The organism is Mesorhizobium sp. C416B, assembly GCF_030323165.1.
Lineage (GTDB): Bacteria > Pseudomonadota > Alphaproteobacteria > Rhizobiales > Rhizobiaceae > Mesorhizobium.
The window spans coordinates 1370261-1385417 of sequence record NZ_CP100471.1 but is presented as its reverse complement, the minus strand read 5'-3'; the positions used below and the strand labels follow the sequence as shown (position 1 = coordinate 1385417).

The window sequence follows — 15157 nt, the reverse complement described above, 5'->3', positions numbered from 1 at the left end:
GTCTTTTCACGGCTCGGGCGAGCCGCGTCAATCTTCCACGTCGACACGGCTGCGCCGTGAGCCGGCTATGCGTGCGACGAGATCGGCAAGTTCGGTCGGCTGGAAAGCGCCGGCCCCGATCCCCCCGACAACCTCCTCGCTGCCCAAGGGCAGAACCGCACTTCCAAAACCCAGCTTTTCGGCCTCTTTAAGGCGCTGCTGCGCATGCGCAACCGGCCTCACTGCGCCCGACAGGCTGATTTCGCCGAAATAGACGCAATCGGCGGGAAGGGCAAGACCGGTGAGCGACGAAACCAGTGCAGCGGCAACCGCCAGATCGGCCGCCGGCTCGGAAATCCGGTAGCCGCCGGCGACGTTGAGGTAGACATCGTGGGTGCCGAAGCGCACGCCGCAATGGGCTTCGAGCACGGCAAGGATCATCGACAGCCGTGCGCCGTCCCAGCCGACGACGGCACGGCGCGGCGTGCCCAATGTGGACGGCGCCACCAGCGCCTGGATCTCGACCAGCACCGGACGTGTGCCTTCCATGCCGGCAAATACCGCGGCACCCGGCGATTTTGCGTGGCGTTCGCCGAGGAACAGCTCCGACGGATTGGCGACCTCGCGCAAGCCCTTGTCCGACATCTCGAAGACGCCGATCTCGTCGGTCGGCCCAAAACGGTTCTTCACCGTGCGCAGGATGCGGTAGTGATGGCCGCCTTCGCCTTCGAAATAGAGAACGGCGTCGACCATGTGCTCGACGACGCGCGGACCGGCGATCTGGCCTTCCTTGGTGACATGGCCGACCAGCACGATGGCAGCACCGGTGGATTTGGCGTAGCGGATCATCGCTTGCGCCGAGGCGCGCACCTGGGTGACGGTGCCGGGCGCCGAGTCGGCCATGTCGGTCCACAGCGTCTGGATGGAATCGAGGATGACGAGGTCCGGCCTTCTGCCGTCGGCTATTGTTGCCAGGATATCCTCGACATTGGTCTCGGCGGCAAGTTCGACCGGCGTGTCGGCGACGCCAAGCCGCTGCGCCCGCAGCCGGATCTGCGCGACAGCCTCTTCGCCCGAGACATAGACGATGCGGTGGCCTTTTGACGCCAATGCTGCTGCGGCCTGGGTAAGCAGCGTCGACTTGCCGATGCCGGGATCGCCGCCGACCAGCAGCGCCGAGCCGCGCACGAAACCGCCGCCGGTGGCGCGGTCGAGTTCGCCAATGCCGGAGATGATCCGCGGCGCATCCTCGATGTCACCGGACAGGCTGGTCAGCACCACGGCGCGGCCCTTGCGCGCATTGCGCGTGTTGGCCGGTCCCGAGCCGATGCCGCCGGCCGTGCCTTCCTCGACGAGTATGTTCCACTCGCCGCAGGCATCGCATTTGCCGGCCCAGCGCTGATGCACCGACCCGCAATTCTGGCAGATGAACTGGACGCGCGATTTAGCCATCAGCAGTCACCTACGCGCAGTGCTGAAGCTAGAAAGGCTGGTGGGGCAGCACCCCCCTCTGGCCTGCCGGCCATCTCCCCCTCAAGGGGGGAGATCAGCAGCTTTGGTCTCGGTGCCCACCCTGCCACGTTGAAAATTGGCGAAAGCCGACATGACATCCAATCTCCCCCCTTGAGGGGGAGATGTCCGGCAGGACAGAGGGGGATGCGAAGGAATGAGGCCTTTCTCAACAGACTACTCGAACCTCTCCGCAATATGATGCTCTTCGGCGAGGTCGGAAAACCGTGTGAACTCGCCATGGAAGGCGAGGCTCACCGAACCTGTCGGGCCGTGGCGCTGCTTGGCGACGATGACTTCGGCCTTGCCGCGCATCTCGTTCATCTCGTGTTCCCACTTGATGTACTCGTCGGTGCCGGGCTTCGGCTCGCGGTTCTTCAGATAATATTCCTCGCGATAGACGAACATCACCACGTCGGCGTCCTGCTCGATCGAACCGGATTCGCGAAGATCGGACAGCTGCGGGCGCTTGTCTTCGCGGCTTTCGACCTGACGCGACAGCTGCGACAGCGCGATGATCGGAACGGAGAGTTCCTTGGCCAGCGCCTTGAGGCCGGTGGTGATCTCGGTGATTTCCTGCACCCGGTTCTGCGACGATTTCGCGCTCGACCCCTGCATCAGCTGGATATAGTCGATGACGATGAGGTCGAGGCCGCGCTGACGCTTCAGCCGCCGCGCCCGCGCCGACAGCTGCGCGATCGAGATACCGCCGGTCTGGTCGATGAACAGCGGGATCTTCTGCATGGTCTGCGAGCAGGCGACCAGCTTTTCGAAATCCATCTCTGAAATCTCGCCGCGGCGGATTTTTGACGACGAAATTTCCGTCTGTTCGGAAATGATGCGGGTGGCGAGCTGCTCGGACGACATTTCCAGTGAGAAGAAGCCGACGACGCCGCCATTGGCTGCCTTGAACGAGCCGTCGGCCTGTTGCGCCGGCTCATACATCTCGGCGATGTTGAAGGCGATGTTGGTGGCTAGCGATGTCTTACCCATGCCCGGACGGCCGGCAATGATGATCAGATCCGACGCCTGCAGGCCACCCATGCGGCGGTCGAGATCGCGCATGCCGGTGGCGAGGCCCGACAAATGGCCGTCGCGCATATAGGCGGCGTTGGCCATGTCGACGGCGGTCTTGACCGCGTCGGTGAAGCTCTCGAAGCCGCCGTCGTAACGGCCGGTTTCGGCCAGTTCGAACAGCCGCCGCTCGGCATCCTCGATCTGTTCGGACGGCGCCATGTCGACCGGCGCGTCATAGGCGATGTTGACCATGTCCTCGCCGACGGTGATCAGCGCCCGGCGCGTGGCCAGATCGTAGATGGCGCGGCCATAGTCGGTGGCATTGACGACGGTGACGGCTTCGACCGCCAGACGAACCACATATTGCGCCACCGTCATGTCGCCGACCTTCTCGTCGGCCGGCAGGAAGGTTTTCAGCGTGATCGGCGTCGCCACCTTGCCCATGCGGATGAGCTCGGCCGCGACCTCGAAGATTTTCCGGTGCAGCGGCTCGTAGAAATGGCCGGCCTTGAGGAAGTCGGAGACGCGGTAGAAGGCATCGTTGTTGACGAGGATGGCGCCGAGCAGCGCCTGTTCGGCCTCGATGTTGTTCGGCGCTTCACGATAAAGCGATTGCTGCTCCGCCACGCCGAATTTTCGCGCTGCCTCTGCCATGATGTCCCCGATTTTGATCCCGGCTTCTCGATATCAGAACGAGATAAATCGGTGCTGACCTTTCTGCATCACCGCACGACCAATCAACCTCGATGCCCCGTTTGTTCACAGGGGCGGCAAACCGTCCACAGAAGAGTGTTTCCGCGCCCCGATTCCGGTTGACTCAGAAAGGCGCTGACTTTTATCCGAGTCGTTGGAACAAAGCAAGAACAATCTCGGTGATTATCAGCTTCTTCCGTCCAATGTATCACCCCAGTCCAGCCGCCGCGCTGCCTTGAACAGCTCGCCTTCGCGCTTGGTGAAAAGTGTCTCGCCGACGCCGCCATCCGGCTGGCACAGTTTGAGCAGCACCTTGCCGGAGCCCGATTTCGGCGGCGCAATCACGCGCGGCTGACGTACAGGCGCGGGTTGCCGCGACGCCACGACGTAGATGAATTTCTCGTCCTCCCACGGCACGTCGGCGTCTTTGGCCAGGCGATGCAGGCGCGAGCGGGCGACGCGGCGCGAAAAATGGCACCAGTCGGGCGGCTCAAGTGGGCAGGGCGCCTCATGCGGACAAGGCGCCAGCACATGCGCCCCGGCCTCCAGCAATTGCCTGCGCACTGCCAGGATGCGCTGCCAGCCGGCCGGTGTGCCGGGCTCGACGATCAGCAGTGTGTCGCCGGTCAAATGCCAGAGCCGGCCGACAAGCTTCGGCAGCGATGCCGGCGCGATCTCGTCCAGCACATAGGCGCAGGTGACGAGGTCGGCAGGCTTAAGATCGGCAAGGTCGATGGTCACGTCGCCGGCGCGCCAGTCCATTCTGGTGGCGATGGTATCAAGGGCGAGCGACTGGCCAACCTTGCGCACCGCGGCGCTTGCTTCAACCAGAACCGCCTCTTCGAGGTCGGGCCACAGGTCTGTAGTGGCCCAAAGCACCGTGCCAGGACCGGCGCCGACATCGAGCAAGCTCGTTGGCTGGAAATCGGGCTGCGCATAGGCGAGTTCGTCGAGACCGGCCCGTACCGCCGCGTAGGTCGCCGGCAGCCGCGTCGCCAGATAGGCTTTTACCGCCATCTCTTCGGCCATGTGCAGGCGGCCGTCGCGCAATTCGGCGCGGTAGCGGTCAGACAGCGTCTTCGCCGCCTGGCGCAGCACCGCCAGCGGTATCGTTTCGAGCAGGCGCTCGACGCCTTGTCGCAGCGAGGCGGGGAGTTCCACGCTCAGGCTCCGCGTGGCGCGAGCACCGGGGCGCCGGCGATCTCGACAAGGGTGGTGGCGATGGTGGGCAGGCAGGTCATTAAAAAAGGTCTCGCGAGAACGAGACCTTTTTCAGTGTCAGAGCCGTCAATGGCAAGCGGCAATCGCAATCGAGGCGTTATTCGCGATCCGCCACCTTGCGACGGCGCGCTGGCTTGGCCGCAACGGACCTGACAGCAACGGACCTGGCAGGCACAGACCTGGCGACAGCAGGCTCGGCGCCCGCCGTCTCCTGGCGATGCCCCATTTCGCGCATTTCCAGCGCCTTTTCACACTTGGCCATGTAGTCGCGCGTCATCGGCAGCGAGTCGTTCTTCTTGGCGATCTGGATCTGGAAGATCACCAGATCCTGCCAGCGGAAGGCGGCTTCCGAAGCCGCCAGATAGAACTCCCACATCCTGCAGAAGCGCTCGTCATAGATGGCCTTGGCCTTGTCGCGGTTGGCGGCAAAGCGCTGGCCCCAATGCTTCAGCGTATCGGCGTAGTGCAGCCGCAGAATCTCGATGTCGGTGACCACAAGCCCCGACTTCTCGATCGCCGGCATCACCTCCGACAGCGAGGGAATGTAGCCGCCCGGAAAAATGTACTTGCGGATGAATGCGCTGGTCGCCCACGGCACGCCGGAGCGGCCGATCGTGTGCAAGAGCATGACGCCGTCGGGCTTCAACAACGTCGCCGACTTGTCGAAGAAAGTGCGGAAGTGGTTGACGCCGACATGCTCGAACATGCCGACCGAGACGATGCGGTCGAAGCGTTCATTGAGTTCGCGGTAGTCCTTGAGGTCGAAATGCACGCGGTCCTGCAAGCCTTGCGCATGCGCCCGGTCGGTGGCGACGCCGTGCTGCTCGGTCGACAGCGTCACGCCTTGCACGTCGACATCGAAAGCCTTGGCGAGATAGAGGCCGAGTCCACCCCAGCCGGAGCCGATATCGAGCACGGTCTGGCCGGCCTTCAGCCTGAGCTTGGCGGCGATATGGCGTTTCTTGGCCATCTGCGCCTCGTCGAGCGTCATGTCCGGCTGTTCGAAGTAGGCGCAGGAATACTGCATGTCGTCGTCGAGGAAGAGCCGGTAGAGGTCACCCGACAAATCATAGTGGCGCTGCACGTTGCGGCGCGCCCGTGATGCGGTGTTGATCTGCTGCAGGCGGCGAAAGGCGTGGCGCAGACCCTCGATGGCCTTCGACCAGGTGGCGTCGATACCGCCGCTGCCCATGTTCTGGAAGGCGATGCGCATCATACCCAGTACGCCGCCCTCGATGATGTCGAGTTCGCCGTCCATATAGGCTTCCGGCACGGCCAGCATCGGATCGAAGGTAATGGCGCGCTCGGCATGCGCGGTCTTGATGTGCATATGAACCGGCTCGCCGCTGCCGTCGCCGAAAACCACTGTCGAGCCCTTCGGCCCGGTGACTTTCAGATTGCCCGTACGCACCAGGCGGTCGAGAACGCGCTTCAACAGAATATTCATCACCAAATGTCCCCTCACGGTCAGACTGGCGGACCAATTCTGCAACAATATATAGGGGTTCGAAAAGTTCCATTTGGCACAAAAATGCCCGGGCGAGAGGCCCGGGCATTGGTCCAGAAAGGCTGGATGACGAGGAAGTGATTGGAGCGCTGCTCCCCTCGCTTCCCGATCAGGCCCCGTGCGGGATCAGGCGTTGTCTTCTTCGCCGCCTTCGAACTCGGTGTTCGGGTCGAAGAAGTTCTCCGGCCGTGCGTTGTCGTTGATGTCATCGCCATAGATGGCTTCGGCGGTGGTCAGCGTCTCGCCCTTGGCCTGGCGCTCGGCTTCGTCGGCCGTGCGGGCGATGTTGAGGCTGATGGTGACCTCGACTTCCGGATGCAGCGCAATCGCCACATTGGTGACGCCGATAGTCTTGATCGGCTGGTTGAGCTGGATCTGGTTGCGGTTGACCGAGAACCCTTCGGCGGTCAGCAGGTCGGCGATGTCGCGGGTCGACACCGAACCGTAGAGCTGGCCGGTCTCGCCTGCGGAACGCACGGCGATGAAGCTCTTGCCGTCGAGCTTTTCGGCAACCTGGCTAGCTTCCGACTTGCGCTCGAGGTTGCGGGCTTCGAGCTGCGCGCGCTGTCCTTCGAACTTCTTCTTATTGGCTTCGTTGGCGCGCAGCGCCTTGCCCTGCGGCAAGAGGAAGTTGCGGGCAAAGCCGTCCTTGACCTTGACGGTATCGCCCATCTGGCCGAGGCGGGAAACGCGTTCGAGAAGAATCACTTGCATGGTCTTGTTCCTTCGTCTGGGCACCGACCGCGGGATCGGCGCCGAATTGAATGGAACAGGTCAGGAAGCTCTGAGCGCCTTGGCGCCGGTGTCGCTGTCCTGCCTGTCGCGGCAGTTAGAGGCTTTTCACCTCAACTCGGGATTTCAATGCATGTCGCCAAGAGTGGTCCCGGTTTTGGGACAACGACATGCATCATCAAATTACCCCTGCGGCGCCCGTCGCCGTGGGAGAAGGAAGCGGGCGGCGAACCGCCCGCCCGAAAGTCTTAGCGAACCACGTAGGGCAGCAGGCCGAGGAAGCGGGCGCGCTTGATCGCCTTGGCGAGTTCGCGCTGCTTCTTCTGGCTGACGGCGGTGATGCGCGACGGCACGATCTTGCCGCGCTCGGAAATGTAGCGCTGCAGAAGACGCACGTCCTTGTAGTCGATCTTGGGCGCGTTGGCGCCGGAGAACGGGCAGGTCTTGCGGCGGCGATGGAACGGGCGCCGGGTCGGGATCTGATTGATGTCGACCATTATTCTGCACCTCCTTCAACGCCTTCGCGCGGACGGCGCGGACCACGATCACCACCGGCGTCGCCAAATGAGCGCGGCGGACGATCGCCACGGTCGCCGCGATCACGGTCGCCGAACGAGCGCGGACCACGATCACCACGGTCGCGGTCGCCAAAGCCGCCGCGTTCCGAGCGCTCTTCGCGCTTCTGCATCATGGCCGACGGGCCTTCCTCATGCGCCTCGACCTTGACGGTCAGGAAACGCAGCACGTCCTCGGACAGGCCCATCTGGCGCTCCATCTCGTTGAGCGCTGCCGGCGGGCAGTTGAGGTCCATAAGCGTGTAGTAAGCCTTCCGGTTCTTGTTGACCCGGTAGGTGAGGGACTTCAGTCCCCAGTTCTCGACCCGGCCGACGGACCCGCCATTTGCGGAGATGACGCCCTTGTACTGTTCGACAAGCGCATCGACCTGCTGCTGCGAGAGGTCCTGCCGGGCAAGGAACACATGTTCGTATAGAGCCATAGTGGTTCAGTGCCTTTCTTCGTTTCTCTCCCGGATCCTCGCGGCAAAAGCCTCTGCAACTTCTCTGACCCGCTGGTCCCGAGGGGGCGAGGAAGAAAGGAGCATTTCGAGACGGTCGAGAGCGGAGACACGGGAGGCGGAAGCGCTTCTGGCTTCACACGAAGGTTTTGGATAAAACCTCCGGCCCTCCGTTCAGCCCCCAGCAAGGACCGGCAGATTGCGGGCGTCTATATAGCAATTTGGCTGGAAGGCAAGGGTAACGCATGCTCCGGACAGCGTCCTGGCGTCGCAGGGTTGGAAAGACCAGGCATCAACTCGTATGCGGGGTACGACCGTTGATCGTTTCGGGGAAGAAGTCCGGAGCCGCCTTACGCTTGCCGAACATCATATCGTATTGCAGCAGGCGGAAATCGTTGATCGCCGGATCGATGTCCTTCTGCCGCGCCCAGTCCGCCGTGGCCTCACCTGACGGTGTCAAAAGCAGATTGCGATCCACGACGCGATAGCGTTCGCGCAGCGCGCCTAAGAAGCCGGTATAGTAGGGGTGCGTGATCCCGGCCGTGGTAAGGATATGGTAGGGCAGGAAGGCCGGGCTCACCGCGCCCATATCCTGCGCCGGACCGGTGCGGTTAGACCAGATGACCAGCGGCGTCTGATGATGCTCCAGTGCCGCCTCCGGCGTCGGTTCCTTGCGCGGCGCGACATTGTCTTTCAGGTAACCGGTTTCGACATAGACGGGGCCGAGCGGCGGCAGATGGTCGCCGAAGAAGGCGATGACCGTCGGCCGCTCGCGCTTCTTCGCCCATTCGATCAATCGTTCGAGGCCACGGTCGGCATCGGCGGAGCCTTCGGCGTAGCTGAGCAGCGATTCCCGCGCCCATGTGCTGATCGGCGCCGCGACCTTGTGGGTCGGATTGTAATAGCGGTACGGCTCGTAGGGACCGTGGTTCTGCAGGCTGACGGCGAAGAAGAACACCGGCCGCTCGCTGGCGTCGGCCTCTGCGATGATCTCGTCGGTCATCGAGGCATCGGAAGCCAGCGGCCCGCGCTTTTCCAGTGGCGGCAGCGTCTCTTCCGAGCGGAAATCGTTGAAGCCGAAATCGGCATAGACGGCGCCCCTGTTCCAGAACCAGTTGGTGCCCGGATGGATGGCGCGCGCCCGGTATCCCTCGCTTTTCAGGAAGGTCGCCAGCGACGGCGTCGGCGTGCGCACATATTGCTGATAGGGGATCGAGCCCGCCGGCAGGAAGGCATTGGAAAAGCCGGTCAGCGCCTCGAATTCGATGTTGGCGGTCATGCCGCCGAATTCCGGCGAGAACATATAGCCGGAACGCAGCGCCCGCACATTGGGGATCGGGTCAGGCGTGATTGTGACGCCGGGCAGCTTGGTCGGATCCCAGAAAGATTCGCTCATCACCACGATGATGTCGGGTTTCTCATCCGGTACCGAGGCCGCCACATCAGGCCTGTCGATCGCGTCGATCGCCTTGTCGGAATAGCCCGCCGGCGCCGAGACATGCGCCATCGGCACGTTGAGCGCGAAGGCCAGCGCAAACCCGTTGGAGGCGTAGTTCTCCTTCTGGTCCCACATGATCGGGATGATCTGCAGCCGGTCGCGGGTCCACGAGAAGGTGGCGTAGTCCATGATCGAGACGAAGAAGGCGAGCAGCGGCACTGCCAGCGTCAGCCGCGCCAGCCGCCCTTTGCGGCTGAGGATCGGAACCTTGCGGCGCCACAACCGCCAGCCATAGATCAGCAGCGACAGGCCGGCGACGATGCCGACCGCCATGGCGAGCGCCGTCCAGGGCCGCTCGCGCACCAGGAGCGGCATCAGTGCCATGATCTGGCGCGAATAAAGAAAATCGGTTGGGTAGAGCGGATCGCCGAGATAATGCGACTTCTGATGCCCGACAAAGGCCAGCGCCAGCGTCAGCGGCGCCACGATCATCAGGCTCTGGTGACTGCGGCCAAGCACGGCGTCCAGTCCCATCAGCACCAATGCAAAGACAATGATGGTGGTCCAGCCCGGCTTGAATGGCTGCAGGAAGAAGTCGACTGTGCCGAAGAAGTCGCCGCGCACGATCCATTCGATGGCGAACACCAGGATGGCGGAGGCAAGCAGCGTGACCAGACCGTAGCGGATGACCGGCCATCTGCGCCCCGGCAGGTAGCCGGTGGACGGATCGTCTTCCAAGAACTGTGGCGCTGGTACGGCCGCGCCCTTCCTGATCCTAGCCACGTCTCTTCCCCCGGCCCAAGCAACGCGCATTTCCACTCGCGCCACCGTTCTGTCATAGAACTGTCATGCAAAAGCTAGCGCCTGTGGCGAAAATAAGAAGAGCCAGCAAACGATTCGTGAGCGGTTTTCATCAGGTGTGATCGGCGACAAGTTTTACCACCCTAGAAGCTTGTATCAACAAAACAGGCTTCATACATGGCTGGTGGACAGGCGGAACCCTATGAAAACACTGCATTTTTCTACAGAAGGCGTATATTCGGAAAAGATAGCGTATTCCTACATCCGATGGTCATCAGTCATCCAAGGTGCTGGCGATTCACTACGTCGCCAAAAACACTTGGCTGAACAGTGGTGCCAGCGAAATGGTGTCAAGCTGGCTGATGATAAAATTATGGTTGATGCCGGTGTGTCAGCTTACCATGGCAAGAACCTTGCCGAAGGTGCCATGGGTGCGTTCGTCACCGCTGCCAAGGAAGGCAAAATTGTCAAAGGTTCGTACCTATTAGTGGAAGCCCTTGACCGCCTAAGCCGTATGCGAACGGTGGAAGTGTTGTCAGTGTTCCTTGAAATTCTCAAAGCTGGAATCGTGCTGGTCACGCTCGGTGAAGAGTCCGAAAGGGTGTTCCGTTGGGAAGACATCATCGAACGGGATTTGGAAGACGCCATTGACGAAATGCGGGCAAGCCATCGCTTTTCGCAGAAGCTTTCAAGGCGTGTGAAAGACAGTTGGATTGGCAGGACCAAGACGGCACGTGATACCGGCAAACCAATTCCCGGCAACCTTCCTGCATGGCTCTATTACGATGCCAATGGGGATTTGCAGATTGACGAAGCGAAGGCTGAAATCGTTCGCCGCATTTTCGATATGTGCATTTCCGGAATGGGTCTGAATGTGATCGCCCAGACTCTGAATCGAGCCGGTGTTCCACCACTAGGTTTGGCGAAGAGGAAGACGATCAAGAACCGTTCCAACTTCTGGACCGTCACCAGCGTTGCCTATTTGCTTCGCTACAAGGCGGTGTTCGGGGAATATCATCGCAAAACCGGTGAAGTTCTGACTGGCATCTTTCCAGTAATCGTTTCGAAGGATGATTTTTACCGGGCAGAAGCAGCACGGGCAACCCGGCTCACAGTGGCAAAGGGCAGGAACGGGAAGGCATACACCAATCTGTTTAAGGGCATCGCCATCTGTCACGATTGCGGTGAACCCATGAACATCAGGAACAACACCAACAAGCGGCTCCAATTCCGTTGCAAGGGAGTGCCCGTCAAGACGTGCAACGCCAAGCCGTGGAACTATCAGGTGTTTGAAGATGCCTTCCTGAATTTCGTCAAAGAGATTGATTTGAACGCCATCATGCACGGTGGTTCGGAGTCCAAGCTGGCTGAAATCACAAGGCAGCTTCAAAGCCTAGACGGTGAACGCCTTAGCCTTGTGAAGTTGGAAGAAACCTATCTGACGGCCATTGATAAAAATGAGAAATTGGAACCGATCTATCAAGGCCGGGTGTTGGCAAACCGTCAAAAGATGGATGCCATAGCCGTGCAGGTGAAGGTGTTGGAAGCTGAACGGAACCAGATACAGGTGGAGCGTAGGGCATCAAACGAATTACTGCCTGCCGAGTTGCCAAGAGATATCAAGGTGCGGGCAAAGGTGGCTGAACACATCAGGACCATTGTGGAATGGGTGACGCTAAAACGTGATCCCAGTTCCAAGTTCGGTTCCAACTTCATGGTGCAGTTCAAGGGCGGTGATAGCCGTTTGGTTCACGTGGATTACACCAATCCCCGCAAGCCGTTTGCGATCACCAACGGTGTCAATTCCGATAAGCCCAATGTGATACCAGAAGATAGCGAGACAGCCTTTGAAATGGCCAAGTACATGATGAAGGCGGTATTTGATGGAGCCAAATGGTTAGCAGAGAATGGGCGAGTGGATGACGCAAATGAAACGATGGAAAAGTTAAAAAGTTTGATGATACCCTCAGTTGCAGGCGTTGCTAAACGATGGTCTCAAGGGACCATCAAGTGATGTTCTTTATGGTTGGTTCGGCTGGTTTGGAAACGAACACGTTTGCCATTGCCCGTGTTATCTTGGTGAAGATGGCTATGGTTGTGCTACCGCTCCAAGAGCAGGAGAAGATGAAACCTGCCACTCAGGGCGGCAAGGTTGGCATTAAGCTCTGGCGACCGCTTCGGCGCTAGCACGATCACGTTTGGCGCATAGGGTCGGTTTGTAGAAGGCTTCACGCCGCCAACCGGGGGCTTTACCGACTCTGATTGTTCGGGAAGTCACTTGCTCCCAGCCGCCAGTGCGCCAGCATGAGCTGCCGGCGGGTTGAAACCAACCATTATGATCGACTCGATGGGGTAATCAGCGCCGACGTTTTTCAGCGCATAGCAGGCGATGGCTTCCTTCGATACGGCTTGTTCAATTTGACAGCCGATTGGCGTCCCGAAGTGGCGGATTCCGATGCTTGCCCAGAAGTCGTTCGAAGCCTGTCGGAATAGGTCCTCTTGGGCACAGGGAAGGGCAAGGAGGCAGTGATAATGAAGGTAGGTGGTATCCACCCCATTCTTCTTCATCGTCTCACTGACGCCTAGCGCAGGCAGAGTGCCGTGTACGCCAAACTTTCTGCGCATGGCCGAGAAATAGGCTCTCACCAATAGGTCTCCTATTGGGCGATCATTTTTGAAAAGGATGAAACGACCAAGTGGTTGCGCTGTCGTCGTGACCCTGCCGGCCAACTGCCTGTATGCAGCGTCGGGACTGTTGGATGCGACGAACGAGATTGTGACGAAGTGGGTCATCTCATGTTTTCGGATATGGTCGAGGATGAGTTCCTTGGCGACATTGGTAGGATTTTTGGCCAGATAATCATTCAGAATTCTGCGAACTAAAAGCGCTGGTGTTGCCGGATGAAGATCGCTTTGCCAGTATGCCAAGGCCTGCATGGGTGGCAGGGTCGAGGCGTACATTAAACATACTGTTTCGGGTCCAAATCGGCGGATTGCAGGATAAAAAGCAATGATAGGTTCATTTCAAACAGCACCTGTGACAGTTCGAAGTTCGCTATTTGATGCCGATCATCTCTGGTTGATGTCCTAAACTTCATATATATAACCCGGTATTGTTCTCGGTATTCGTCGATTATGGCCTTTATAGATTGTGGTTTTTTCTCGATTCCAAGTATGGAATTGATGTCATATGTATCTTCGTCCATTTATTTCTTTCTATAATTATGAATACAATTATTCTGTTGGTGGCTTTTGCCGTTCAAAAAGATTCATGGTAAATCGCTTGGCGAAATTTGCATTTGCAATACGCTCTAGAATACGCTTGGCGTAAAATCGGAGTGTTTTCGTATTACAAATATCAGCCTTATTTATACGTCTGCTCGCATTGCATTAGCGAAATATTATTGCGTTATTTTGCATTATTGCGAAATAATAACAGTCTATGGAAGACTGTGGGTAATAACGTCCAAAATATCAAGGAGCACGTAATTACAGCGTCGCCTGACACGATGATGGGCGATGCTACTCACGTTAAAATGTTGCGGCGCATCGGAATGGCATCGCCAGTCAAAGACTTAAGCTCTTTGAAAATGGCCGCACACAAACGCCCGTGTTGGCACTATGGGCAAACCCAGCGTGTCTTTCTTTCCCAGCGGCGACAGGATTGCGTTGCGATTGTCGGGATGCGCACATCGAGCGCCGAGTCCCAGCGCCACCAGCCACGCCAAATACTGGCAATTCCCGCAGTTGTCGGCTTCGATTGTGGCCATGTTCATTCCGGTGCCGGGTCTGTTGCGTTGCCTGCCTTTTTCAAGGCTTTTCCGCTTGCCAGCTATTTGGCAAACGAGGCAATGAAATAGGTGAATGGACGAGGGGGTTCCAGAGGTCGGAATAGTGGCAGGAAGGGGCCGCTCCTGGCCAGGAGCGGCCCCTATTGCTAGCTATTTTGCAGAGAATGGCTGGGAAGCAGAACCAGTGGCCAACACTTTTCCTGATGCGTCCAAAGCCTTCACGGAAATGTTGTAGAAATGGGTTCCGCTATCCGGGCATGGCCCCTTGTATCGGAACGCTCCGTACTGCAAGGCCGTTTGCCCTTTGTAAGCAACGGTTCCGCCGCCGTGGTTGTAGGCAGAACTGCTGTCCGTCATCGTGATTTGGAGTTTTGTCGTACCTTGAGGCACGCCCGACAATGCTATTGGTGGCGACTTCGGGTCAAAGCATTTTTTCGTCGGACCCCATTCAAACGAAACACCAAGCCCGGAAGCGAACGCTCCCGATGTCGCCACTGAAAACGCAAGTGCAAGCAACAGTTTCTTCATGGTTTCCTCTGCGGACAAGGCGGAGGGAATTGCCCCTATCCAAAACACCAGCCCGGGAGGAAAGTTAAACGATTCCTTTGAAGCAGCAAAACGACAAATGAACGTGCCTAACCCCGACAGTATAGCCGGTTATAAGCGGCAATCAGTCCGTATTCTTCGTCGCTTCCTTCCTTTCTTCATCTAAGGCCAATCGTTCCAGTGGGTCCCTCAGATGGCTGTAGGGCGGGATTTTTCCGGCTTCCTCCAATTCCTTAAGGTTGAACATAGGAATCTTGCGCCGCCTCGATTTGGTGGATTTGCTGTTCATCTAACCGGCTTCCGCCAAAATCCGATATACGGACGAGCGACCCACGCCGAGTGCCACGGCAATCTCGGTGGGCTTCTTGCCAGTTTGATGCATCGAGATGACATCAGATGTTTTGCGCCGGGCGGTGGGGGCACGGCCACGAAACTTGTGTTCAGCCTTTGCCTTTGCAATGCCCTCTCTTTGGCGTGCCAGCATAATCTCACGTTCAAACTGGGCAATCGATCCCACGAGATTCATCAGAAGGCGACCTGTGGGCGATGTCGTATCGATAGCCATATCCAGAATCTTCAGGCCGACCTGTTTGGCTTCGAGCCGGGCGACAATCTGGCTCAGGTCCGCAACCGAGCGGGCGAGACGATCCAAGCGGGTGACAACGAGAACATCGTTCTCTCGTACAAAGTCGATTACCCGCTCCAACTCCGGGCGATTGGAGTTGACCGACGAAACTTGCTCGCTGAACACCTTGTCGCATCCTTGCGACTTCAAGTCTCGTAACTGGGCCTCATAACCTGCGATCTGCTCAACGGTGCTGGTCCTCGCATATCCCACAATCATGCCCGATCCTTTCCCAATAGCGCCTAAGACGTCATAGGATAATATTCCTAAAATGTCAAACCGA

14 protein-coding genes are annotated in these 15157 nt (G+C 58.9%); 2 read left to right on the top strand and 12 right to left on the bottom strand.

Annotated elements, in window-relative coordinates; translation table 11 throughout:
- Positions 1–27: 27 nt before the first annotated feature.
- The 8 genes from radA to NLY43_RS07020 form a co-directional block, all read right to left on the bottom strand.
- Positions 28–1431 (bottom strand): DNA repair protein RadA, encoded by a 1404-nt coding sequence (gene radA / locus NLY43_RS07055; protein WP_023711950.1) that lies wholly within the window; start codon positions 1429–1431, stop codon positions 28–30.
- Positions 1432–1665: 234 nt separating this feature from the next.
- Positions 1666–3159 (bottom strand): replicative DNA helicase, encoded by a 1494-nt coding sequence (locus NLY43_RS07050; RefSeq protein ID WP_023711949.1) that lies wholly within the window; start codon positions 3157–3159, stop codon positions 1666–1668.
- A gap of 225 nt (positions 3160–3384) precedes the next feature.
- On the bottom strand, positions 3385–4359 hold the full coding sequence (locus tag NLY43_RS07045) for a small ribosomal subunit Rsm22 family protein (protein ID WP_023711948.1): 975 nt from the start codon (positions 4357–4359) through the stop codon (positions 3385–3387).
- 157 nt (positions 4360–4516) lie between these two features.
- Positions 4517–5866, bottom strand: coding sequence for a cyclopropane fatty acid synthase (locus NLY43_RS07040; protein WP_023711947.1), 1350 nt, complete (start codon positions 5864–5866; stop codon positions 4517–4519).
- A gap of 186 nt (positions 5867–6052) precedes the next feature.
- Positions 6053–6640, bottom strand: a complete 588-nt coding sequence (gene rplI / locus NLY43_RS07035) for a 50S ribosomal protein L9 (RefSeq protein ID WP_023672721.1) — start codon at positions 6638–6640, stop codon at positions 6053–6055.
- 266 nt (positions 6641–6906) lie between these two features.
- Positions 6907–7155: a 30S ribosomal protein S18 gene (gene rpsR / locus NLY43_RS07030; protein ID WP_006203718.1), complete on the bottom strand. Its 249-nt coding sequence runs from the start codon at positions 7153–7155 to the stop codon at positions 6907–6909.
- On the bottom strand, positions 7155–7655 hold the full coding sequence (rpsF, locus tag NLY43_RS07025; protein WP_023672722.1) for a 30S ribosomal protein S6: 501 nt from the start codon (positions 7653–7655) through the stop codon (positions 7155–7157). The genes rpsR and rpsF overlap by 1 nt, the downstream gene beginning before the upstream one ends.
- A gap of 310 nt (positions 7656–7965) precedes the next feature.
- The gene (locus NLY43_RS07020; protein ID WP_031195194.1) at positions 7966–9924 is read right to left on the bottom strand and encodes an LTA synthase family protein; all 1959 of its coding nucleotides are present in this window, start codon (positions 9922–9924) and stop codon (positions 7966–7968) included.
- Between the two features lie 190 nt (positions 9925–10114).
- Between NLY43_RS07020 and NLY43_RS07015 the strand changes: the two genes are divergently transcribed.
- Positions 10115–11926, top strand: a complete 1812-nt coding sequence (locus NLY43_RS07015; RefSeq protein WP_084561172.1) for a recombinase family protein — start codon at positions 10115–10117, stop codon at positions 11924–11926.
- A 260-nt stretch (positions 11927–12186) separates the two neighbouring features.
- On the opposite strand, the gene NLY43_RS07010 is transcribed toward NLY43_RS07015, so the two are convergent.
- Positions 12187–12873: a hypothetical protein gene (locus NLY43_RS07010; protein WP_023711944.1), complete on the bottom strand. Its 687-nt coding sequence runs from the start codon at positions 12871–12873 to the stop codon at positions 12187–12189.
- Between the two features lie 443 nt (positions 12874–13316).
- Between NLY43_RS07010 and NLY43_RS07005 the strand changes: the two genes are divergently transcribed.
- On the top strand, positions 13317–13772 hold the full coding sequence (locus NLY43_RS07005; RefSeq protein WP_156935528.1) for a hypothetical protein: 456 nt from the start codon (positions 13317–13319) through the stop codon (positions 13770–13772).
- A gap of 81 nt (positions 13773–13853) precedes the next feature.
- Here NLY43_RS07005 and NLY43_RS07000 read toward each other — a convergent pair whose 3' ends face one another.
- The 3 genes from NLY43_RS07000 to NLY43_RS06990 form a co-directional block, all read right to left on the bottom strand.
- A complete protein-coding gene (locus NLY43_RS07000) occupies positions 13854–14231 on the bottom strand; it encodes a YbhB/YbcL family Raf kinase inhibitor-like protein (RefSeq protein ID WP_084561171.1) in 378 nt (125 codons plus the stop codon).
- Between the two features lie 142 nt (positions 14232–14373).
- Complete coding sequence (locus tag NLY43_RS06995) at positions 14374–14538, bottom strand: hypothetical protein (RefSeq protein WP_023711942.1); 165 nt, start codon at positions 14536–14538, stop codon at positions 14374–14376.
- Entirely contained in the window at positions 14539–15093 is a 555-nt protein-coding gene (locus tag NLY43_RS06990) for a recombinase family protein (RefSeq protein WP_023711941.1), read from the bottom strand.
- Between the last annotated feature and the right edge of the window lie 64 nt (positions 15094–15157).

What these genes read in the sequence shown, in the direction of transcription:
- radA (WP_023711950.1), bottom strand. Translation starts at nt 1,431, where the DNA reads ATGGCTAAATCGCGCGTCCAGTTCATCTGCCAGAATTGCGGGTCGGTG.
- NLY43_RS07050 (WP_023711949.1), bottom strand. Translation starts at nt 3,159, where the DNA reads ATGGCAGAGGCAGCGCGAAAATTCGGCGTGGCGGAGCAGCAATCGCTT.
- NLY43_RS07040 (WP_023711947.1), bottom strand. Translation starts at nt 5,866, where the DNA reads ATGAATATTCTGTTGAAGCGCGTTCTCGACCGCCTGGTGCGTACGGGC.
- rplI (WP_023672721.1), bottom strand. Translation starts at nt 6,640, where the DNA reads ATGCAAGTGATTCTTCTCGAACGCGTTTCCCGCCTCGGCCAGATGGGC.
- rpsR (WP_006203718.1), bottom strand. Translation starts at nt 7,155, where the DNA reads ATGGTCGACATCAATCAGATCCCGACCCGGCGCCCGTTCCATCGCCGC.
- rpsF (WP_023672722.1), bottom strand. Translation starts at nt 7,655, where the DNA reads ATGGCTCTATACGAACATGTGTTCCTTGCCCGGCAGGACCTCTCGCAG.
- NLY43_RS07020 (WP_031195194.1), bottom strand. Translation starts at nt 9,924, where the DNA reads ATGCGCGTTGCTTGGGCCGGGGGAAGAGACGTGGCTAGGATCAGGAAG.
- NLY43_RS07015 (WP_084561172.1), top strand. Translation starts at nt 10,115, where the DNA reads ATGAAAACACTGCATTTTTCTACAGAAGGCGTATATTCGGAAAAGATA.
- NLY43_RS07010 (WP_023711944.1), bottom strand. Translation starts at nt 12,873, where the DNA reads ATGTACGCCTCGACCCTGCCACCCATGCAGGCCTTGGCATACTGGCAA.
- NLY43_RS07000 (WP_084561171.1), bottom strand. Translation starts at nt 14,231, where the DNA reads ATGAAGAAACTGTTGCTTGCACTTGCGTTTTCAGTGGCGACATCGGGA.
- NLY43_RS06995 (WP_023711942.1), bottom strand. Translation starts at nt 14,538, where the DNA reads ATGAACAGCAAATCCACCAAATCGAGGCGGCGCAAGATTCCTATGTTC.
- NLY43_RS06990 (WP_023711941.1), bottom strand. Translation starts at nt 15,093, where the DNA reads ATGATTGTGGGATATGCGAGGACCAGCACCGTTGAGCAGATCGCAGGT.